Origin of the sequence: Silvibacterium sp. (assembly GCF_047605705.1) — a bacterium.
GTDB lineage: Bacteria > Acidobacteriota > Terriglobia > Terriglobales > Acidobacteriaceae > Silvibacterium.
Map to the genome: position 1 here is coordinate 23,195 of NZ_JASGFD010000029.1, position 22,087 is coordinate 45,281.

At 57.8% G+C, this 22,087-nt stretch carries 16 protein-coding genes; 9 read left to right on the plus strand and 7 right to left on the minus strand.

Annotated elements, in window-relative coordinates; all coding sequences use genetic code 11:
- Positions 1-121: 121 nt before the first annotated feature.
- The 7 genes from QM649_RS11925 to QM649_RS11955 all read right to left on the minus strand — a co-directional run bounded on the left by QM649_RS11925 (position 122) and on the right by QM649_RS11955 (position 8,635).
- Positions 122-1,138 carry a glycosyltransferase family 4 protein gene (locus tag QM649_RS11925; protein ID WP_415199267.1) on the minus strand — a complete coding sequence of 339 codons (1,017 nt, stop codon included), beginning with the start codon at positions 1,136-1,138 and terminating at the stop codon, positions 122-124.
- A gap of 118 nt (positions 1,139-1,256) precedes the next feature.
- The gene (locus QM649_RS11930) at positions 1,257-2,351 is read right to left on the minus strand and encodes a glycosyltransferase (RefSeq protein ID WP_415199268.1); all 1,095 of its coding nucleotides are present in this window, start codon (positions 2,349-2,351) and stop codon (positions 1,257-1,259) included.
- Positions 2,348-3,808, minus strand: a complete 1,461-nt coding sequence (locus tag QM649_RS11935; RefSeq protein WP_415199269.1) for a flippase — start codon at positions 3,806-3,808, stop codon at positions 2,348-2,350. The genes QM649_RS11930 and QM649_RS11935 overlap by 4 nt, the downstream gene beginning before the upstream one ends.
- Positions 3,809-3,889: 81 nt before the next feature.
- Complete coding sequence (locus QM649_RS11940; RefSeq protein WP_415199270.1) at positions 3,890-4,753, minus strand: glycosyltransferase family 2 protein; 864 nt, start codon at positions 4,751-4,753, stop codon at positions 3,890-3,892.
- A gap of 105 nt (positions 4,754-4,858) precedes the next feature.
- Entirely contained in the window at positions 4,859-6,265 is a 1,407-nt protein-coding gene (locus QM649_RS11945) for a hypothetical protein (protein ID WP_415199271.1), read from the minus strand.
- A 136-nt stretch (positions 6,266-6,401) separates the two neighbouring features.
- Positions 6,402-7,472 carry an acyltransferase family protein gene (locus tag QM649_RS11950; RefSeq protein ID WP_415199272.1) on the minus strand — a complete coding sequence of 357 codons (1,071 nt, stop codon included), beginning with the start codon at positions 7,470-7,472 and terminating at the stop codon, positions 6,402-6,404.
- Positions 7,469-8,635, minus strand: a complete 1,167-nt coding sequence (locus QM649_RS11955) for an acyltransferase family protein (protein WP_415199273.1) — start codon at positions 8,633-8,635, stop codon at positions 7,469-7,471. Before QM649_RS11955 ends, QM649_RS11950 begins: the two co-directional genes overlap by 4 nt.
- A 232-nt stretch (positions 8,636-8,867) precedes the next feature.
- Here QM649_RS11955 and QM649_RS11960 point away from each other — a divergent pair, with 232 nt between their 5' ends.
- From QM649_RS11960 to QM649_RS12000, 9 genes are all read left to right on the plus strand, one after another.
- On the plus strand, positions 8,868-12,545 hold the full coding sequence (locus QM649_RS11960) for a hypothetical protein (RefSeq protein WP_415199274.1): 3,678 nt from the start codon (positions 8,868-8,870) through the stop codon (positions 12,543-12,545).
- Positions 12,545-13,654 (plus strand): hypothetical protein, encoded by a 1,110-nt coding sequence (locus QM649_RS11965; protein ID WP_415199275.1) that lies wholly within the window; start codon positions 12,545-12,547, stop codon positions 13,652-13,654. Before QM649_RS11960 ends, QM649_RS11965 begins: the two co-directional genes overlap by 1 nt.
- 139 nt (positions 13,655-13,793) lie before the next feature.
- Positions 13,794-14,969, plus strand: coding sequence for a glycosyltransferase family 4 protein (locus QM649_RS11970; RefSeq protein WP_415199276.1), 1,176 nt, complete (start codon positions 13,794-13,796; stop codon positions 14,967-14,969).
- A gap of 93 nt (positions 14,970-15,062) precedes the next feature.
- Positions 15,063-16,001, plus strand: a complete 939-nt coding sequence (locus tag QM649_RS11975) for a glycosyltransferase family 2 protein (protein WP_415199277.1) — start codon at positions 15,063-15,065, stop codon at positions 15,999-16,001.
- A 21-nt stretch (positions 16,002-16,022) separates the two neighbouring features.
- Positions 16,023-17,150 (plus strand): glycosyltransferase family 4 protein, encoded by a 1,128-nt coding sequence (locus QM649_RS11980; RefSeq protein WP_415199278.1) that lies wholly within the window; start codon positions 16,023-16,025, stop codon positions 17,148-17,150.
- Complete coding sequence (locus QM649_RS11985) at positions 17,147-18,271, plus strand: glycosyltransferase (RefSeq protein ID WP_415199279.1); 1,125 nt, start codon at positions 17,147-17,149, stop codon at positions 18,269-18,271. Before QM649_RS11980 ends, QM649_RS11985 begins: the two co-directional genes overlap by 4 nt.
- A 55-nt stretch (positions 18,272-18,326) precedes the next feature.
- Entirely contained in the window at positions 18,327-19,478 is a 1,152-nt protein-coding gene (locus tag QM649_RS11990) for a glycosyltransferase family 4 protein (protein ID WP_415199280.1), read from the plus strand.
- A gap of 137 nt (positions 19,479-19,615) precedes the next feature.
- A complete protein-coding gene (locus QM649_RS11995) occupies positions 19,616-20,875 on the plus strand; it encodes an acyltransferase family protein (protein ID WP_415199281.1) in 1,260 nt (419 codons plus the stop codon).
- 57 nt (positions 20,876-20,932) lie between these two features.
- On the plus strand, positions 20,933-22,075 hold the full coding sequence (locus QM649_RS12000) for a glycosyltransferase family 4 protein (protein ID WP_415199282.1): 1,143 nt from the start codon (positions 20,933-20,935) through the stop codon (positions 22,073-22,075).
- Positions 22,076-22,087 lie beyond the last annotated feature (12 nt).

A 22,087-nucleotide genomic window follows, 5' to 3' on the forward strand; every position in this document is an offset into this window, starting at 1 on the left:
GTGGCAAATTCTTTGCTACACAGCATCCGATTGGATCGGCTTTAATTTGGAAAAATAGCAGAAAGCCATATGGGAAGCGGCATCTCTGATGCCCAATTCATATATGGGATCGATGGGAGAACTACTTATTTAATAGCTTCTCGAAGAAAGATAGGTAACGCCTAGTGATGAACGCAGGCTGGAATTCTTGGAGGTGAATCTGGCCATTAGAAACTAAGCGTTGTTGAAGTTCTCTATCGATCAGGAGCTTCTCTAATTGCTCGGCCATGGCGTTTGCGTCGCCATTTGGAAAATACAATCCCGCCGGGCCGGCCGCGTCAGGAAGACCTCCCTGATTGGAGGCAACAATAGTGCACTGTGAAGCAATTCCCTCAAGTGCAACAACGCCAAAAGGTTCTGCCCAGACAGATGGGATAGCCATGATCCGATGCCGAGCTACAACTTCTCCACGACCTTCTCGCATGGCTCCCTTGAATTCAACTTGAGAATCCAATTGAAATTGCTCTGCTAGGGACCGCAGCTTAGGCATCTCAGGCCCATCTCCGATAATGGTGCATGTTGGCGTTAGTTCCCGTGTCTTTAGGCGGGACAAGGCATGTAAAAGAAGATCGCATCCCTTGTCAGACACCAAACGGCCCAAGAATACGATGTCTCGATCTTTCGAGATTTCGCGGAGGTGATCAAATTCTGACGCCTCAAAGGGGTTTCCGATTACTTCGGATTTCACTGGAAGCGAATCAGCAATCGCTCGGCTAATAGAGACGTTATAACAAAAATGTGTAGCAAGACGCTTTAGTCGATTTTCCGGGCCAAGACGTCCACTGTGCCGACGCATCCAGCTCTGGTGAGTTACGACGAGGGGTTTGCGGCTTGCGATAAGTGGTCCAATGGTGCGGAGTGAAATAAGGTTCTGCATGAGAACGTCCGCACTTCTTGCAAGTCCGAATACCGCTGCCTGAGACGGATTGCGAACAATCTCATACGGAACGCCGCTTTCTTTAGCAGAAGGTCCTTTGCTGCTTGTGACAACGGTTACGCGATGGCCCGCATGTGTAAACTCTTCGGCTAAGACTTTCGATACCGTTTCAACTCCGCCAAAACTTGGGGAAAACCAGTTAGAGCAAAGCAAAATATGCACTAGAAAACTCCTTGCCAATCGATGTTATGTGGGGCGTAAAGCCCAAACTTCATATTCTTGCTATGCCCGGCTTATACTGGAAGGCGGATCGCTGAATGTTTCCAAGCCGGCAGGGTTCTTATTTTTTAAGTAGTGTGCCGGCATGGAAGACGCCGAAACCAAGATCGCGAAACATGCCACGCAGCGGGGAGCGATTCGGATCCTGTCCAGTGCGGCCACATCGCAGCGAGGGAAGAGCATATCCTCCCGACGTACTGAGCTTGAGAAATGCGCTGAGGCGCGTCAGCAGGCCGGAGCTTGCCTCGAAGATCCTTGTCCGTGTCCGGTTCGACCTTGCACTGCGTTCCAGCACGCGTGCGGCTTTCGCAGCCAGCGGGCCGGTGCCTTCGGCGACAGGGTGCGCTGCAAGTTTGTCGAGATACTCGACGGCATGTTCTTCGATACGCGCTCTTTGAATTTCATTGCGCGATTTCGATGCCCCGGCAAGAGAGTCGTTCAATCCAGTCGCCACGCCGCCGATCGTGTTGTTGCCGTGCTGTCGGTAAAGCGCAAGCACGTCGGGCAACAGAACGGTCTTTCCAAAGATCGTGCCCAGGAACCAGATCCACCGGTCGTGCGACATCTGGTCTTCGCCGGGTAGCGAGCAGAAGCGGTCATGGTTGTTCGCGACATGAAGCAGCTCGCGCCGTATCACCATGGCATAGCCATACGATCCCTGTAGTGGATAGATAGCGGAAGGCTCGAACGTCGCGCGCCTCGGGTATTCGGGGATGCGCCGGTTCGTGCGCTCTTTGCCGCCTTCCCAGAATTCACCGGAGTGCACGCATAACATCACGCCAGGATCGCGGAAGGTTTCAGCGCACAGCTCAAGTTTGTTCTCCATCCACACATCGTCCTGATCGCAGAAGGAAATCAGGTCACCCTGGCATAACTCGGCAGCCTTGATGAAGTTATCGCCGTAGCCAAGGCGCTTCTCGTTGCGATGAAAGTGGACAGGAAATGGAGCAGTCTTGGCGAATTCTGCGATCACTTCTGCCGTGGCATCGCTCGACTGGTCGTCCGTGATAACGATCTCCATCGGCAGGCGAGTCTGTCGGGCCAGGCTGTCGAGCTGATCCCGTAGGAAGCGCGCGCCGTTGTATGTGGCTATGCAGATAGAGATGGTAAGTTCGGAGTTCGCCTTGGCAGGGCGAGTGTGTGTACCAGTGCTCATGCTGCCGCCTGTTGCGGCCGGCTCTTCGCGCCAAAGCGTGCCAGCAGAAGCTTCCCGACCGTGGGACTCAGCTTCATCGACCACACGATAGAGACCGCGATGATCACAAGTTCAATCAGCATCCGTACGGAGAGGATCTGCTGCGGCGGAAAGAGTGTGGCGATCAGCACCAGACCAAGGCCCACCAGCACGCGCGGCCATCCTTTGATCTTGCTGCCTACGGCAAAGAGCAGGATCGAGTCGATGGCCATGCGAAGCGTCCACGCCCAGGCCGCGCCGATGAGTCCATAGTAGTGAAGGCCAACCCAGAGCACACCGAGGAATGGTACTAACTCAATCGCATGGAACTTGGCTACGACGCCGGGCTTCTCCATCGCCTGCAGCTGACCGTAGGGAATGTAGCTCAGGGAGTTGAGCCACACGCCGATGAGTAGAATTACGCCGATGGTCCAGGTGTGCTCCGCTCTTTCATGGCCAATCCACAAGCGCATGAAGATCGGCATCGCCGCGATGCCGATAATGCACAGCGGCGTCATTACGGCGGTGAGAGCCGCGAGCGCGTTATAGGCAAGCGCGTTGCTCTCTTCTTCCGTCTGCGTCTGGCTAAGCTTCGGAAACAAGCTGTTCTGCAATGAGCCGGGGATGACCGATGCGCGGCTCACTAGGTTGAATGGAACCTGATAGTAGGTAACTGCCTGAACGTTGAGTACGCTACCGATCAGCATGCGGTCGGCCGAGCTCAGGATTGGGTTCAACAGATTCGTGAGAGTGATCCAGCCACCATAAGAGAAGAGCGTTTTGACCAGCTTGCTGTCATAGCCGCCACCCTGGAAAAGCGGCATGGCCTTGAGCAGGGTCACGCAGTTCGGTATCACGCCGATCATACGCGTGAGGAGGACTGCTGGGATGAGCCACGTTAGGTCGGGTCCGTGTAGCTTGGCTACGGCAAGCGGGACCGCTTGCGTAAAGATAGCGTTGAACACACCAACGATATTGTAGGAGCCAAAACGCTCGCGGGCTTGTAGCGCTCCGCCAATAACGCCGGTCACAATCGCAACGGGAACCGATGCTGCAAGCCAGGGCAGACTTGCCATTACCTCTCCGCGCATAGACTCCGGCATTTTAAAAGTCGACATAAACAGAGGGCGTGCAGCGAGATAGACCGCAATGCCACCGGCCAAGCCGAAACCAATGTTTACAAGAAGCGCCGTCCAGAATACGCTCTCGCGTTCCTTCGCCTGCTCCGGCTTATGCAGGCGCGCAATGTGATAAGAGGCCGCGCGGCTGATGCCAGGATCGAAGAGGCCAAAATAGCCTAGAAAGAGCCATACAAGACCCAGTACGCCATATCTCGCGTCCCCGACTGTCTTGAGATACAGCGGTACGGTGACCATGCCAACAAACATGGGCGTGATTGCACCGAGAAGGTTGTAGAGGGTATTGCGCTTAAGGCTCATAGGCTGACACCAGTCTATCCGGAGTTCTTTAACGATCCGTTTCTTGAATTTGATCTGTACCGCGCAACAGCGAACGCGAAACTAAGAGTTCGATCTTGCGCCGTACTGTAATGCAAGTGTGGTTGCATGGATGGACGCTGTAAGTCCCTTCAGTCCGTAGCGGCGAGTTAACGCGAGCGCGAGCTTTAACGGAGCGAAGATGCTGAAAAAGAGGAAGCGGCCAAAATTCTTCTGATACTTCAGGTAGTCCTTGGCTGTGGTGTACATGCGCGACGCATCGACCACGCTTGCATATTCATCGCGGTTCACCGGCGACGGATAATGATCCACCCACAGCTCAGGCTTGAACTCAACGCGATAGCCCAGCGAATACGCATGGCGGATCATATCGATCTCTTCCGAGCCATAACGAAGCAGCGGATCGAACTGCGCCTTGCGAAATAACTCCATGGGGAAGATGCCGGAGTTAATCACCATGGCCTTGAGCTCGCTTGTCGGCTTTACGCGCTGGAAGCCCCAGAAGTCGGCATTATGCGGCTCGATGCGTATCGGTGCTTCGCCCGGCGTAACGTGCTTGAACTCAATGCCGGAGACGAGCGGTTGCGGAGACCGCTGCGCGTTCGCCTCGCACAGCTGATACGCGAGCGGCACGAAGGACGGCGGCAGAACAACATCGTCATCGATAAAGCAGACAAAGGCCGTCTTCACCACGGCCAGGCAGGCATTGCGATTGGCACCCAGGCCAATGCGAGGCCCGCGCTGATAGAACGCGAAAGGGAACTCCGCGACCACAGCCTCCGAGGTGCGTCCATCCTGCCCATCGTCACTCACGATCACCTGATCCGGCCGCCGCGGAGAATCGGCAATAGACTGCAGTGCCTTCCGCAGATCGTCCGCCCGGTGCCGGGTGCAGATACAAATCGCCAGGCTGGAATCAAATGCCATCGTCAACAATCCCTTTAGCTTGATTAGTTGTCAGTTCGAACGGATTGCTTGAGCGCGTTGCGCAGAAACTGCGAATCGTGATTACCCTTGGCGTAATCTTGCGGCTTATGCTTCGATCCTCGCCTGACTCTTCATGGGCTCAGCTATGCTTCCGTAGCGGCATACTATGCCGATCGCCAACCAAAGCCAGGTCGTTTGACCGTAGCGTCCTAGCCCGAGCCAGTTTCCGAAAAGACCAGCGAGGATAGCGGCCATTGGCAATCCAAGTTCTTTTGGAGCCCTTTGAATAAAGTACGAAGTGCGTTTGGTAATGAGCCAAATGACATAAAGATAGAGACATCCGCCAATGATGCCAGTTGTAGTGAACAAATCGCTGATGTCCATTTCTGAACTGCCATGAGCCGACTCATCGCCTCCCAGCTTGCCCGAAGCCAATGTGGCAGATCCAAGCCCCCAGCCGAGAGGAGAGTGAATGCCGTTCATGATGCCTCCTAAGAACATCTCGGAGTGTTTGCCGGCAGTTGAGTGTTTAGAGTCAAGCGGGTGGGCGAGCCCTTCCACTTCATGTTGTGTTGACAGGCCTGCGGCAGAATTGTCGCCACCGGCTGCGCTGTCATCTTCGGACTGCGCGGCATGACTGACGGCAAAGCCAAGTGCTCCGACTCCAATCACCAAAGCGAAGACCAATCGAGGTACCCAGACTTTAGGATTGCGGCTGCTGACGGACCATGCGATTGCCATACCAAAAAGAGCAAATACGACAGACGTTCGCGAGGAAGAAAGAAAAAGCGCAAATGCCAATAAAGGAGCAAGTAGCAAGTATGGCCGTTTGCCAGCGAAGAACAATCCAACACATGCGACGAGAGAGGTCATAAGCAAGCTCATGAACTCCACTCCATTTACGGAAAAACCGATCGCTCTGAGAACGCCAGCACCCAAATACATGGAGTGAATCTTGGATCCGACCTGATCAAGCCAAGCCATTTCCCACGGTAGATAGCCGACATATGTTTGGATAACACCAAAAATGGCGGCAATGGTGCCGAGAGGCACCAGCACAGCGAAAATTAAGCGGCGGAGTAGGGTTAACGACCCATATCTCCATCCGAGCCAGAACCAGAACATAGGGACCAGGTAGAACATGGCTCCGCCGATTCCGACAATCACAGGCCCCTGTGTCGGATTAAAGACTTCCAAAGTCATGACGAGCATGAGTCCCAAGACTGCTTTTTGAACCGGATCTCGCAGTTTAAGGTCCATGAGTACCGGCAAAACCAGCAGGAGCGCAAAGGCTGGTGACACAAGCAACAATGGATCTAGCTTTGGGAGCTCTCCCGTAAAAATCAAAATGCGACGCAGGTCACCAAGAAGATATGTGAATGCAGCCACAACAACAAGGCTGAGTGGTTTATCCCAATAAGCAATAAGGAGGAACAATGAAAGATAAATTGCTGCGGCAACCAAACTGTAAAAGCCATGAAAGATAAGCCACAGACCTAGGAGCAGCACCACTAGAGCTCCTCCAAGGATCTTCACAGTCCGCGGAATAGCTGACAGCCATAGACGAGCTGGGAGTTTTGGCAACGAAATGGAAGAAATCATCTGTATCACGAAGCAGTCGGACCGATTATAGTTGGTCGTTCTTGCCTTAAGCCTTTACAAGTGGTGTCAGATTGGGCTGCGGTCGAGCGTTGCTGCGTCTTCCCCCAAGCCCAAAGATGGGTAAGAAGTTAAGGCTGTCCAATACTATGTGCAGAAGGAGCGGCAGGCAGACTCCAGCGCATGTGCCTAAGAGCAATTGCAGCTCCCAGCTCCCGATGTGCGCCTTTTCTAGGGCCGCTCGCGTTCCTGCAGCTGCCAGTACATGGAAAATATAAATCGTCATGGACGCGCGCCCTAGGATTCCCATCCAGTCGGTCAGACCGAACTCGGCGCTTGCCAAAACCTGGCTGAAGCTAATCGTCATTAGTAGTCCAGCCGCAGTAGCAGGCCAGGAAAAGATTGAATTGGCGTCAGAATGAGAGAGCATGCTGCAAAGTATGGATAAAAAGGCGAAGCATATTGCAGAAATGAGAGCTGACAGGATGGCGATGCCCTTGCGGGGCTTCCACAAAAGAATGGGGCGGCTGAGGAAGATCCCTGCGATGTAAAAAACCAGCCACGGGGCGACCGAACCAACCCACTGTGTTGAAGCAAGTTTGCCAATGGCGATCAAAACCGCTACCAGGATGCCGATTGCAGCAAAAGGCATGAGCCATACGCGACGAGCTTTTGTCGCAAACGCTACAAAATGACAGATCAAGAGGACATACAGGAACCAGAACTGCTCAACCGGACGCCACAGGATCGTAACGAATGTGATGGGAGGATGCACCGTGTTCAGCGAGCCCTTCGGTGCGAGCATCTGGACCGCGAGCTGGAACCATGACCACAGCAGATAGGGATAGACGATAGTCATCAGCTTGCTCTTCAGGAACGGCGCTCGCCCCTTCGAAAGAGAGCGCTCCACCTGCAATCCGGCCAGGAGGAAGAACAAGGGCATATGGAAGGTGTAGATCGTGTAGTCCGACGCGCAAATCGGATTTGCGGCCGAAATCAGGTGCGCGCCGATAAGGCCGCGCAGCACATGACCGTAGACGACAAGGATGATGCCGATTCCACGCGCGATATCGATCCATGCAATACGCCTGGCTGCGGCGTCAACGAGTGGCTTGCTCATGCATGGCTCCGGAGCGGACGTGGGGTGGTCTGTTCTCTGCGGGCAAACAGTTTGCGGATAGCTTTGCGCGAAGGCTCCTCAACACCGTAAAAGCCCGCGGTGGAGACGAGAATCAGCACGATGCAGTCCACCACAAATCGCTCTGCGACTGAGCTGATGTGGGCCAGGTCGCAAAGCGAAGCCACAGCGGCTTTGCAGGGCCACTGCAGGAGATAGATCCCGAAGCTGATTTGCCCCCCGATGATCAGTGCGCGAGAAGAGAGCAGGCGCTGAAGCGGTGACCGTTCGGCTGCGAGGCCGAACAATAGCAGCGGAAAGCCGAGTGCTGTCCATGCCGCCGCGCCAAGCAGAGGCTCGCAGAGCAGCCACACGCAGATGATCGCGAGAAGAATGGTGACCATGCCTCGTCCCGGCAGCGAGGATGCGATCCGCCTGACTCGATTGCGCAGGAAGAGATTGCCCACGCATACCCCAATCAGGAACTCAGGCAGATGGATAACCGCGAGCGGTAGATATCGCAGGCCGCGCGTATCCGCATAGTTGATCCCGCCGGTCTTTCCCAGCGCTGCAACCGCGACCATCAGACCGAATCCTGCAAGCAATGTTGCGGTGCGGCGCTTTTCCAGCCACGTCTGTATCGGCGGGAAGAGAAGATAAAAAAACGCTTCAGCGGAAAGAGTCCAGCAGACGAAATTCCACGTCGCCGCCATTCCCATATCAAACGGATTCCACGACTGCACCATGAGAATGGTGGCAGCAGCCAGGGGAATGGAATGTGGCGTTGTGTGATTGACTATGCTGCTCAGCAGAAGCGACACGGCATAGAGCGGCCACACGCGCGCGAACCGCGCCTCCCAGAAGCGCCTGTAACCCGTCGGTTTCGCGATCTGTCCTTCGTAGGTGTAGCTCAGGATGAAGCCGGAGAGCATGAAAAACAGCGGAACAGCCAGCAGTCCATTCCGGATCAGCTGTGCCGCCGCGAACCAGTGGTGCTGATCCAGTGTCTCTGGAAAATGCGAGTGGAAAAATACCACATACATCGCCGCAAAAAAGCGGATACCGGTAAGCGCCGGCAACGGAGCGCGATGCGCCGTAAGCTCCCCGCGCTTTGGCTGAGCGATGGGAGTTGATTTTTCCAGTTCGGCGTCAGCCGTGTGATTCAAATGCCTCTTCCCTTCATGATGAGCGTAGCGACACATCGCTGCGCACCAGGATTCCGGTGATTAGAGAGCTGGAGAGAACGAAGTAAGTGTCGATTCCATCCAAATCTGTTCGCGCGCCAGTGACGTGACAGACGGCGATGACAAGAAGGATGACGATCGCGTAAAAACCGTCAGAACGCGAAGCCCTCGTTGCAGAGAGCCATACTCATACAATATGCGGAAAGGAGCGCGAGTGCCAGTAGAGACTTTCTTCTCCAATCTTTCTCCTGCCAGCAAAGCTCTTCAGCAGGCCTGTGCCGCGGTTGGCCTCCAGCCTGGAGGCAAGCAGGCGGCAGATGCAGATCTGATACTTTTCGAAGCGACGGAAGCCGTAGCAAAGTCTCTCGAAGTGCAGAGCGCGGGCGCACTCATCAATCGCGTGCGAACCGGCGGCCGCCTGCTCTTCACCTTTCGTACCTTTCCAGGGCACACCGCTCTCTGGTTCAGTGAGGCGCTTCCATCCACGGGCTGGACCTCGCAGCAGCGTCCATCTCCTCACGCTCCGCACGATCCCACGCCTGTTACGGTGTCCGATCCCGCCTTCTTTCACGGCGCCGATCTTCAAGGGCTGGCTGCGCCGCTCGGTGTCGATATCCGTCCCGTCTCCGCGGTTGAGCGTGGGCAGGCCCGCTATGAGCGCTATCGCCTGCAGCATCCGGTCACCGGCGTCGATGTGGCGCCGAATACCGATCTCTGGTCGCGCCCGCTGCTCAATCGCGAGTGGAAGGTCCGCGCCAGCTACAGCGACCTCGCGCGTTCGCCGCTACTGGTGACCGGCCGCTACGGCGCGGGCCGCGTTGCGATGCTCGCCACCAGCGTCGTCGCCCTCGGAGAATCAGCAGCCGCGCAGGCCTTCTGGCGAGGCGTAGTAAGCTGGCTCGCTGCGGATGAGGCTGTGCCATCCCGCCTGCCCGTGGTGAAGCCATCGCTTGCCATGAGCTTTCCCTCGCCGGGTGCGGTGCGGCTCACCATCGATAACCCCTCTCATGAAGCACTGCCCGTACAACTGGTCATGCGCGTGGTCGATCGTGATGGCGCCATGTTGGCCGATGGTGCGGGAGAGCTGCAAAAGCCTCTGAGCCTGCCTGCGGGGCGCCCCACGGTGCTGGATCTGCCACTGCCTGCTCCAACCCTCCAGGGACTTGAGTGGAATGAAGCGGAAAGCAGCCTGCTTGTCCGCGCCGGGCTGCTCTCCGCCGATGGCTCCTCCCTGCTGGTCGAAGAGCGGACTCCGTCGCCATCGCCGGTGCTCAGGGTCCGCGTCGAAACAGACAATCTCTATCACGTGCCGCCTCCGTTTTCCGGGCCCGACGCGGATACGATGGACGGCTTCCGCAGCAGGATGGGCACGCCGGTTGGCGCCTATGCATATCGGCCAGGGGACACCGTCCATGGAAATGTAAAGCTCAGTTTTCAGTGCCGGAATCTCGCGCCCTACGCGAAGGTCCAGGATCTGGCACAGCCGGACAATGCGTCCGTGGTGGCCTTGAACGATAGAGGTGCGACCTTCCGGCGGCCTCCTATCGATCACATCCAGGGCTATGGAACCTGGAGCGGCAAGCCCGGCGTCGAGAATGCGCTGCGGTTTACCCTGCCGGAAAAGGCGCGGATCTCGGCGGTGACCCTGCTTGGCTCCTATGGCGGCTATGCGGCCGCTGAGCTGCACAATCCCGGCAGCGCAGTCGTCGAGCTGGATGGACGCCAGGTCGCCGCAGTGGACGACCTCGATGCCGCCTTCACCAAAGGGATGGGGCAGGCTCGCATCACACTTCCACCGGCGAGCACGGGATCGGTGATGACGGTGCGAATGCCCTGGGTCGCAACCCGGGCAGGCCACCCGCGCCAGGAGCCGCAACTCGGAGAGGTCGGCATCGAAGGCTGGGATACAGCAGTCCAGCCCGCTGCCGTTTCCCTGCAAGGCAGGCTAACCGTGGCGCTTGTGGATGCGCTCTCGGGCCAGAGCTTGAAGGTGCTTTCACGGCAGATGATTTTGCATGCTGGTGACACGCCGCAGCAGGATTTCTCCGTCTCGCTGCCGCATGCAGCGGCTCCCGGCGTCCATCGGCTTGAGGCGGTCTTTCACCCGGCTGGCGAAGAACATCCGGTCACAGGCTCATCCCCGGTTCTTTCCATCGTGCCGCGAAAGACCCTGAAGAGCATCGATGAGATCAACGGACCAGGTGTGCTGGGTACAGGAATGATCGTCACCAGGGGCTTTGCGCAGTTCATTCCCCTGGGTACCGGAACCTCGGAGCCTCTGGGAGGCTGGAGCCATCCGGACGATCTCATCTGGGCCTATAGCCGCCAGTTCAAGGAGATTCGCCCCCATGCGCGTACCGAGGCGAATCGCCTCTACGCCACCGAAACCAACATGCAGCACTACTCCATTCCATGGCGTGAGTTTGGCAACGGGGAAATGTTCTTCGAGACATGCGTCTCGGGGCTGGTGCGGTACATGAAGGCGCAGGGCGGCTGGGCGACCTCTCCGCTGATCCGCGTCACCTTCGCCGATCGCTGGGTTCTCGGTCCGGACATCAACAGCTGCAACAGCTGGCAGGAGTATGTCGCTTTTGACAGCTACCTCCGCCAGAACAGCGGGAAGGGCCTCAGTGGCCGCACGCACGCCGAGGTCGAGTCCTCCATTCATGCCGATCACGAGGACCAATGGCAGGCCTGGCAGCTGACCCGCTACGTCGACGCCGTCAGGTGTATCCGTGGAGCCTTTCAGGCCGCTGGTAAAGAGGTCGTGCTCTACGGGCAGAGCCTGCCGGTTGTCGCAGGAGCCGCCGGCCGCGAGCTGGCGAAGACCATTCGCGGTCTGAACGACGACATTACCTGGGGCATGGAGAGCAACAGTCCCACCCTCACCACGGGGCGCACGCTCGCCAGCCTCGCGTTCAATCCTGTCTGGCAGATTAACGGCCTGGTGGCCTGGGGATTCGTCTCTTCGGTCTTCAACAACTGGCAGTGGCACGTTCCCATAGGAACCACCGAGCCCCAGCGACGCATGCTCTATGGCTATCTCTGGCGCGGTCTCGTATGGGATGGCGGAACCTACGGTGGGGCGGTCTCTTACGGCTTTGGAGACAACGTTGGCACGTCCTATGTCCTGACCGCCGGGGAGTATCAGCAATGGTGGTACCTGCAGCAGCGCGGCAACCTGCTCCAGCCGGAATCGCCGCTGGGCGCGGGCCTGGTGATCAGCACGCAAAAGAATGCCGATCCGCGATCGATTCGCTGGAACGGCAATGATCCCTCGGCCGTCGCGGAAATCCCTCTCCTCATGGAGGCATTCCGCTCTCTCGCCGAGGCCGGTATAAGCGTCCCGTTTTCTACCAACGCTTCCACCCTGGCCGCCTGGAAGCCGACCCCCGGCGCATCGCTGATCGTGCTGAATCTGCAGGACTTCAGTCCGGTAGAGCTCGCCGGGCTCGCTCGCGTGCAGGCGCAGGGCGTCCGGGTTGCCGTCCTTGCCCGGCGTAAGGATCTTCCTCCGGCTGCCGCTGCTCTGCTCGCCCATCCCAACACGCTCCTGCTCGAAACGCCCGCAACTGGCCTCACGCACCCGCAGGCGCTCCAGCTCGCGGCCCAGCTCATCCCGGCGCTTGAAGTCCCCATCATCTTTTCCGAGGGCTTCACCGGTTATGGCTTCCGCTGCCAGGACCTCAAGCTCATCGTCGTCGAAGATTGGCGGGAGCAGGCGAGAATGGCCACCGTGCGGCTCCGCAAATCGCCCGGAATGCGGCACGCCTCGGCAGCTAACTTGAACGATCACAGCACGTTAACCGTGTCCGACGCGGGCGCATTCTGGGCGATCTCAGTTCCCATGCGCTCCGGTGACGGCGCGCTCATCGCCGTGCGGGAGGCCTGATGGTTGCAATCAATCGCCGCCGATTCCTTGAGATCGCCACTGCCACAGCGGCCGCTGTCGCTCTCCCGGGGCCGCCCGTAGCCTGGGGCGCCGTTCCCGGCGCGATCCCAACCTCGCCCTCTCAGCGCGGCCTGTTCCTCTACATCGATCCCCGTCTCGGCGGAGAAGGGGAATCCTACCGCCGTGCCATCGAAGCCGCTGCTCCGCGGCACCCGCTCCTGCAGGCCTTTGCCGGCGGGCAATCGCTCATTCATGCTCCCACTGCTCCCGGCGCACTTCCGGCTCAGCCGCAGCTGGCCTACAACCATGTCCTTCTGATTGCGCTCCCGGATGACCCGCTTCTGGTGCAGGCATGGCAGCGCGAGGCGAAGATCGACCCAGCCTCCCGCTCCATCTATGCCTTTGGATTCGGTCACCTGCAGGGATCCATCGGCTACCTGGAAGCGGATCGCAACCCGTTCTTGCATTCTCCGGATGTTGTGAAGTCGCCGTATGAATGCGAATGGGTGACCCTCACCGGGACCGACCGCGCCGGAGTCGGTCTGGCGGTCGATGCTTTCCTGAAGCAGAGCCTCGTCAACGGACTGGTCGCCGCTCCTGGCTGGAAGCGCACCTCGCCCACCCTGCTCGATCGCGATCCGCTCCCTCCCGGCTTTGGCGTGCCCGCGACTGTACCGTCCACGCTGGGCTCTCTGCAGCGGATCGCGCTGACCCAGGTTGCCGAGGATGAGTATCGCGGCGCGCTGGCCGACGCCGGCGTGATGCCCCGCTCCATCTGGCAGGCCAAGTACTTCCAGAAAGGCCAGTGGGACGGAGCCGGGCAGATCGCCTCATTCCAGAACTACGCAAACGGCCTGCATCGCAGGGCCTACGGCAACGCCGTGTGGGCTGCCACCTTCGGATCGCCCTCCGAAGCTGCGGCTGCGGCGCCAAAGATCGCCGCCGCGGCATCGCTCAAGCCTTCAGGCCCCGCAAGATGGACCGGCGACCTGCCGCCTTACGCCTGGGGCATTCCCGTGATGGGCGATGCTCCTTCCACCGGCGCGCTCGATTTGCGGGTGAGCGATTCCGCAGTTCTGCTCTGTGCCGTCAGCAGGAAGCTTACATAACTTACGTAACAAAAGTCGCTCTTGCTTGGTACACTGAGACTGACCCCCGCTGCGGTACCGGTCGCGTCCAGTAGCTCCTGTCAAAAAGCACGAATAACAGTGCTCCACGAACGGTCTGAATCCTGAAAGATCCTTTGCTTTGACGACATCTGCTATACCTTCGCAGGTCGAGCCCATCCAGGCGGCCGATCTCTCGACTTTACGCCTGGCCATGGTCGCCCATCGTTTTCAGAAAAACGATGGGCAGGGTCGTGTTAATTACGAGGTTGCTTTGGCCGCACTTCAGCGTGGCGTCAGGCTGACGCTCGTGACTGCGCATTGTTCTGATGAGATCGCCTGCCATCCAAATGTGACTGTCGTGAAGGTAGGGCGCGAAGGCTGGCCCACTCAGCTTGCAAAAAATCTTGGCTTTGCCTATGACAGCGCTGCATGGATTCGCAGCCACAGGCATGAATTTGACCTCATCCAGGCGAACGGCTTTATCACCTGGGAGCCCTGCGATATCGTTGCCGCGCATTTTGTCCACACGGCGTGGATGGGCAGCCGTTTCTATCCCTATCGCGGCTTCAAGCCATACCAGCTGTACCAGCGGACTTTTTCGCTGTTGAATGCGCGCTGGGAGAAGCTGGCGTATCGATCCGCGGGCAAGGTGATCGCCGTGTCGGACATCATCGCCGAAGAAGTCGCGGCTCTGGGTGTGTCCAGGGATCGTATTGAAGTCATCCTGAACGGTGTCGATACAGAAGAATTTCGCCCGGGCCCTGCGGATCGTGCAGCCTTTGGGTTGCCGGAAGGTGTGCCGATGCTGGTCTTCGTTGGCGATATCCGCACGCCGCGCAAAAATCTTGGCACGCTTCTGCGCGCATTGCCCCACTTGCCCGGTGTGCATCTGGCTGTGGCTGGCGCTATCGATGGAAGCCCCGCTCCGGAGCAGGCCCGCAGTCTCGGTATCGCAGACCGGGTGCACTTTCTGGGTAAAACGCCGAAGGTGGCCGCGCTCATGCGCTCGGTTGATCTCTTCTGTTTCCCCTCGTTGTATGAGCCTTTCGGCCTGGTCGCAGTCGAGGCCATGGCTGCCGGGCTTCCCGTAGTGGTATCCCGCAACGTAGGTGCTGCGCGAAGCTTTAGCGATAGCCTCGCAGTCGTCGACGATCCGGAGAATGCTGAAGCGCTCGCAGCTCTCGTTCACGATCTGCTGGCCTCGCCAGAGAAACGCGCGGAGCTGGCCGGTTCTGCGCTCAAGCATGTACAGGATGTCAGTTGGTCGGCAACTGCGGAAACATATCTGCGTGTCTACCAGAGTTTGCGCTCTTGATTTGCCCTAGCGCCTTCGTCACTTGCTTCTTGAGTAGTTGGTACACCTCAAACTTTGAAAGTTTGTTTATAGGAGCTAATCGATCCTCAGCCTATGCGTCTCTCCGTCCTGATTCCGACATACAAAAGGCCTGAAGATCTGGCTCGTTGCCTGGAGGCCTTGAGTAGGCAGCAACGTGCTGCCGATGAGATTGTGATTACGGTTCGTGATGAAGACACGGTTACACGTCCGACACTGGCTCTGTGGCAAAGACAGCTCCCGCTGCGAGTGCTGGAGATCTCTCGGCCTGGCGTGGTTTATGCACTGAATCAGGGCATGGAGCAATGTTCAGGCGAAATAGTTTCCATCACTGACGACGACTCTGCGCCACATCCCGACTGGCTTCGCCTCATCGAACGACATTTTGCAGACGACCCCAAGCTTGGCGGTCTTGGTGGCCGCGATGCATTGATGGATGACGGCCATTTTCTTCCTCCAGTGACTTCTGAAGTCGGGCGGCTCTATTTCTACGGACGCATGGTCGGTAATCATCATCTGGGTCTGGGGCCGGCTCGAGTCGTGCAGCATCTCAAAGGCGTCAATATGAGTTGGAGGCGCGCTGCCATCGGCAAGCTGCGCTTCGATGAAGGTCTCCGGGGCAAAGGCGCTCAGGTTTATTTTGAACTGGCCTTTAGCTTGGCTATCGCGCGTGCTGGCTGGCATCTAAAGTACGACCCAGCTGTGCTTGTCGACCACTTCCCCTCGAAACGCTACGGCAACGACCAGCGCGGCAAGATCCACCTCGAAGCAGTGGAGGACACGTCTTACAACTACTATTGGGCGCTGCTTCGATATTTGCCAATTGGACCTCGTAAATGGGCGGCTCTTGCCTGGGAGCGGACGCTTGGAACAGCTACGCGTCCCGGCTCTCTGCGCATGATCCTTATGCGCATTCGCGGCAACGCGCAAGTGAAGGATCTCTACAGGACCGCAACGCGAAGCCGTGACGCGGCGAAGAAGAAACATCAGCTCACTTCGCAAGGGAGGGCCTGAATAGTGCCTTCCGAAGAGAGCTTGAAGCGCCCGACGATTGGCGTAGTGATGCCGCTGGGGTATCAACAGGGAGGTGCAGAGAATCTTCTGCTCCATTGGCTGCGCCAGGGGAGCGAGAAGTACACGCTTGCGTGTGCTTTTTTGCAGGACGGTCCGATGGTCGAGGTTGCTCGCAGCCTGGGTGTCAAAACTGAGGTGATTCCTGCAACCCGTTTAACCGATGCTGCCAACTACGTGCGAGTGCTTTTCAAGCTGAGGGGATGGGTACGGAAGGAACGCCTTGCGGGACTTCTTTCATGGATGCCGAAAGGTCATCTGTACGCCGCGCCTGCATGTTTCGGTATAGGCGTACCGCTTCTCTGGTTTCAGCATGGAATTCCAGGGGACGATCGTCTGAATCGCCTCATCTCACGATTGCCGGCGAAAGCCGTCCTTTGCTGTTCTGAGGCGAGTCGCGCAGCTCAGCGACGCATCTCCCCCGTCGATCGGACTGTGGTGTGCTATCCGGGTGTGCCTTTCATCCTTGATCCTCCGACGCGCAAAGAATCGCGCGCGGTCCTCGGAATTCGGCCTGAGGTTCGTCTCGTTGGTATGGTGGCTCGATGGGAGCGCTGGAAAGGCGTTCTTGTTTTTCTCGAGGCAGCTCAGGGATGTGCTAGGGCCTTCCCGGACGCCGTTTTCTTTGTAGCAGGTGGGGAGCATCCGCGTGACCTCGCTTTCGCTGCGAAAGTGCGTGCTTTCGCTGAGCAGGCGAACCTTGGGGATCGGTTGCTCCTTCTTGGTCAGATACCTCCTGAGCGGGTGCGTTTGTGGCTTGGCGCTGCAGATCTGATGGTACATCCGCCTACTGGTCCTGAACCTTTCGGCATGGTTGTGGTGGAAGCCATGGGTTCCGGGCGTGTAGTTGTTGCCAGCAAAAATGCCGGTCCTGCGGAGATTATTCAGGACGGGATAAATGGTGTACTGGCGCCTGTTGGCGATTCTCCAGCATTTGCCTCTGCCATCATTCGCTTGCTGAATTCGCCGGCGCAGCTAAGTGAGATGAGCAACGCTGCTTACGAACGTGGTCGCAGCTTTTCGGTGGACCGCTTTTCCGAACGTCTTGATGAAGTAATAGGTAATACGTTGGCATCGAAGGAGTCTCGTTGAACCAGCAGGCTGCGGCACCCACAACCGATCTGAAGTTGCTGGCATGCGCTACGCAGGGCAATGGCGGTGACGACGAGGCTCGCCTGCGCGCGATGGTCTCCGGCTTCCAGTACACGCTGGCCGAGTTCTCGAAGCGCGACAAGCGCGGCGGCGCAAAGAAACTTCTCGCGCAACTGAAGAGCCGGCAGTTCGATCTCCTCGTCCTTGAAGGGACGGGAATCGCCGGAGGCCTGGCCGCGATCCTCGGCCGCCGTCTCTACGGCATGCCGTACGTCGTGAGCAGCGGCGATGCCGTGGCCCCGTTTCTGTCTGCGCGGCATCCTGCGGCCGAGCCCGTCTTTCGCCGCTATGAGCAGATGCTCTACAGGTATTCGAGTGGTTTCATTGGCTGGACGCCCTATCTCGTCGGCCGCGCTCTCACCATGGGAGCAAAACGCGGCATCACGATCCCCGGTTGGGCGCCCTTCGAGCGCACCGAGGAGGAGCTGGCAGAGGGCCGCCGCCGCATCCGTCAACAGCTCAATATCGATGACAGCACCGTAGTCTTCGGCATCGTCGGTTCGTTGAGCTGGTCCAGCCGTTATGGCTATTGCTATGGCGCGGAACTGGTGCGCGCCATCCGCAGCTCGAAAGGAAACGCAATCGTCGTGATTGTGGGCGATGGTTCCGGGCTGCCGAAGCTGAAGGAGATTGCAGGTGATGCGCTGGGCCGCACCGTGCATCTGCCTGGCCGCGTATCGCGTGAAGAGGTCCCCTACTGGCTGGCGGCGCTCGATATCGGTTCCATCCCGCAGAGTGTCGATGGTGTTGGGAGCTTTCGCTACACAACGAAGCTGAGCGAATACATGGCCGCGCGGCTGCCGTTTATCACCAATCAGATTCCGATGTCGTATGATCTGGACCAGCGCGCCCTTTGGCGCCTGCACGGCCAGTCTCCATGGGATCCGGTCTTCCTCGACGCATTGGTGGGCCTCATGGATCGCGTCACACCCTCTGACGCACTCGCAAAACGTTGGTCGATGGCCGACGCGCCGCTCTTCGAACGTACTTCACAAGTGAACAGGGTTACCGGGTTTCTCCGCGAGATTGTCGAAGCGGACCGTATGCGCCCTCAACGCTAAAATGATCCAGAACTGTTACAAATTCCCCGCCCGACTCAGAGGACGAATCGAACGCATGGCAGCAAAGACGCTTCGCACCCTACAACTTGGCAACGACTGGTTCGGTGAGCGCCAGGGCGGATTGAATCGCGTCTATAGCGAACTCCTCCGCTACCTGCCTGGCGCAGGTGTGGAGGTGCGCGGTCTGGTTGCCGGTTCCCCAAAGGTGTCTGTTTCGACCAACGGTGTCGTGACCGGCTTCGCGCCTGCCAAGGCGCCGTTGCAGAAGCGTCTGCTCGCCGCGCGCAAGGCGGGTATCGATGCCTTGCGCCATGGGCACTTCGATCTCATCGCCTCGCACTTTGCGCTCTACACGCTTCCTATTGTCGATAAGCTCTCACGCACGCCGACGGTGATTCACTTCCATGGGCCCTGGGCCGCGGAAGCAGGTGTGGAAGGCCAATCCTCACTGGGATCGCGTGTACAGGCTGCGATGGAGAATGCCGTGTATCGCCGCGGCAGGCGTCTCATCGTTCTTTCGGAAGCATTCAAGCGCGAGCTGGTGCGCCGCTATCGCGTGCCGGAAGAGCGCGTGCGTCTTGTGCCCGGCGGCATCGACTCCACACGCTTTCATGATCAGTTCACGCGTGCCGAAGCGCGCGAACGCCTTGGCTGGCCCGTCGATCGGCCCACCGTGCTCGCCGTGCGTCGTCAGGTGCGCCGCATGGGTCTCGAGAATCTCATCGACGCCACGGCTGAGGTGCGCAAGCGCGTGCCCGAGATCATGGTCATGCTCGCCGGAGCCGGTCCCATCCTCGGTGAGCTGAAAGAACGCATCGCTGCTGCGGGCCTCGAGAACAACATTCGCCAGCTTGGCCGTGTCGAAGACGAAGACCTTCCTCTGGCTTATCGCGCCGCAGATGTCTCCATCGTCCCGACGCAGGCGCTCGAAGGCTTTGGCATGATTACGCTCGAATCGCTGGCCTCGGGAACGCCCGTGCTGGTCACGCCCGTTGGCGGATTGCCCGAGGTGATTCGTCCCTTCGCTCCGGACTGCGTGCTGGCCGATACCGCGACCGGCACCATCGCGGAAGCACTCGGCGCCTTCCTGAGCGGAGCGCGAGCGCTGCCTTCAAGCGATGCCTGCCGCGCTTATGCTGTCAAAAACTTCGACTGGCCCGTGATCGCCGCAAAGACCCGCCAGGTCTATGAGGAGGCGCTCGCATGAGAATTTTGTTGGGAAAGACGTCACCGCGGTAGGTATCTGAGCCGTTGATTCCATCGTCGTTGCAATGCAAATTTCGTCCGCAATATTGGGGTCATGTGAGGACTAACGACTTCCGGACAATTAGGTAAAGGACGCGTATGCCGACCGTTCATAAAGAGACTGCTCCCACGTGGAGCTCTGTTCACCTCGATGCAGTGCGTGGGCTGGCTGCTCTCGCGGTAATGGTATTCCACGAAAAGAGTTTCTTCTTCTCATCGCTGAGTGATTCGACAGCGGATGTGCAGGTGCCAGCAGTAAATACTGCGACTGCAGTGCCTGCTCCTCCACCTGTATTTCATCGCCGCGCGGACATGGGTAACACCCCGGTCATGATGTTTTTTGTCTTAAGCGGCTACCTTGTAGGCGGCAGCGTTATCAAGAGTCTGAGGCGTCACGTCTGGTCGTCGAAGACGTACCTCATCAAGCGATTGACACGCCTGTGGGTTGTTCTTTTGCCGGCGTTGCTGTTTGGGCTTCTACTGGACAACCTTGGTTATCATCTGCTGGGTGCTCCGGGCCAGGTGTATGTGGCTCATATTGGATATGTGTATCCCCATGTAGATCAGGATTTCCGGATAACGACAATCCTCGGAAATATCGCATTTTTGCAGGGCATCCTGGTCTCCACCCCCGGTAGTAATGGTGCCCTCTGGAGCTTGGGAAACGAATTCTGGTACTACATCCTGTTTCCTATACTCGTAGTCCCATTTGCATTGAAGCGTTCATTGGTTGCGAGGGCAGCATGCGTGAGTCTCGTTGTCGCTTTTCTCACATTTGTCACTATGCGTAGTGATTTTGCTTCGCTTAAGCATATTCCGATCCTGTTTCCGATCTGGATCATGGGAGCCTTGCTGTCGCTCGTGCCATTGCGTGTTCCAGCTGCACTCGTGAATGCGGTGACGGCCATGATGGTGTTGTTGGTTGGGGCAGGGACGGTGCTCCTGCGGAAGTTCGATATCGGGGTCCATAAGTCTCAATACATCATTGCCCTACTGTTCACGGGGTTGTTGTACATGTTTCTTCATTACAAGAGGCCATCCCGGGCTGGCTGGTACCGTTCGCTGGCAGGATTTTTCTCGAAAATTTCGTACTCCTTATATGTATTGCATATGCCAGTGGGCGCTTTCCTGGCAGCGCTCTTGCTGCGTCCATGGCATCCGCGAGCTAAGACTCCTATAAATCTTGCTGAGATGATCGGCTTTTTTTCGCTGATTATCCTTGTCACCCTTTGCTTCTATAGCATTTTTGAGGCCAATACGGATCGCATTCGTTATTGGCTTTTTGATCGGCGGGAAAGAAAAATTGCAGATCTTGAGCGCCCCGATCTTCCAGCGACAAGGGTGTCGGATGCTTTGTAAAGATTCGAATAGGCGAGTACACGGGCTCTCCATTTCGCTGAGAAGGAAGCGCTCGGCATGAAGGTATTGTTTGTCGATCAGACCGGCCAGCTTGGCGGCGGCGAGTTAAGCTTGCTCGATACCGTGCGCGGAACCTCGCATACGGCTGAGGTGGTGCTCTTCTCCGATGGCCCGTTTCGCAGGCTGCTGGAAGAAATCCCCGTGCCGGTTCATCTGCTTGCTGCGGGCAGCGCTGGCGAAGTGCGCCGGGAAGCTGGCATCTCTTCTCTGCTCTCGGCTGTGCCGTCGTTTGTTGAACTTCGCAACAAACTGGCAAAGATCGCAGAAGGCTTTGACGTGATTTATGCCAATTCGCAGAAAGCCTTTCTGGTGAGCGCTCTGGCAAAACGGCGGGGGCAGCCACTGATCTGGCACCTGCGCGATATGCTGCAGGCGGATCATTTCAGCGGCATCATGCGGAGCGTCGCCGTTTTTACTGGCAATCACTCCGCAAATCTGGTTATCTCGAACTCGCAGGCCACGCTCGATTCCTTCATCGCGTCCGGTGGCAAGCGCGAAAAATCGATCGTCATCTACAATGGAATTAGCCCGGCGCCATTTGATACTTTTTCTGAACAAATGGTTGGAGAGCTCCGCAGTGAGCTCGGCTGGCAGGGCAAGTTCGTTGTAGGAGCCTTCGGCCGTCTGTCTCCCTGGAAGGGGCAGCACGTCCTGATCGAGGCCGTAGCAGCACTGCCCGATGTGCATCTCGCGATTGTCGGCGACGCATTATTCGGTGAGAAGGAGTATGTGGAATCACTGCATGCTCTGGTTCAGAGACATAAGTTGTCAGAGCGTGTTCATTTCCTCGGATTTCGTAGAGATGTTCCCCAGCTCATGCGCTCAGTGGATGTCATCGCACATACCGCAACCGCGCCGGAACCCTTTGGACGCGTGATTGTGGAAGGTATGCTCGCATCGCGTCCCGTGATCGCGACGCGCGCAGGTGGAGCAGTGGAGATCATCCGGGACGGCGAAACGGGCATCCTCGTGACTCCGGGCCACACGACAGAACTGCAAGAGGCCATAAAACGGCTTAAAACGGACTCAGGTTTCTTGAATCAACTCGCGCAACAAGGACGGCAGAGTGCCCTCGCTGACTTTTCCGTCGAGAAGATGATTTGTAACGTAGATACAACAATTACGCGGTTTTCGCGTTAACCTTTGACGGCT

Coding starts and splice junctions, on each gene's coding strand:
- QM649_RS11995 (WP_415199281.1), top strand. CDS start 19,616: ATGCCGACCGTTCATAAAGAGACTGCTCCCACGTGGAGCTCTGTTCAC.
- QM649_RS11965 (WP_415199275.1), top strand. CDS start 12,545: ATGGTTGCAATCAATCGCCGCCGATTCCTTGAGATCGCCACTGCCACA.
- QM649_RS11950 (WP_415199272.1), bottom strand. CDS start 7,472: ATGAGCAAGCCACTCGTTGACGCCGCAGCCAGGCGTATTGCATGGATC.
- QM649_RS11940 (WP_415199270.1), bottom strand. CDS start 4,753: ATGGCATTTGATTCCAGCCTGGCGATTTGTATCTGCACCCGGCACCGG.
- QM649_RS11930 (WP_415199268.1), bottom strand. CDS start 2,351: ATGAGCACTGGTACACACACTCGCCCTGCCAAGGCGAACTCCGAACTT.
- QM649_RS11990 (WP_415199280.1), top strand. CDS start 18,327: ATGGCAGCAAAGACGCTTCGCACCCTACAACTTGGCAACGACTGGTTC.
- QM649_RS12000 (WP_415199282.1), top strand. CDS start 20,933: ATGAAGGTATTGTTTGTCGATCAGACCGGCCAGCTTGGCGGCGGCGAG.
- QM649_RS11975 (WP_415199277.1), top strand. CDS start 15,063: ATGCGTCTCTCCGTCCTGATTCCGACATACAAAAGGCCTGAAGATCTG.
- QM649_RS11935 (WP_415199269.1), bottom strand. CDS start 3,808: ATGAGCCTTAAGCGCAATACCCTCTACAACCTTCTCGGTGCAATCACG.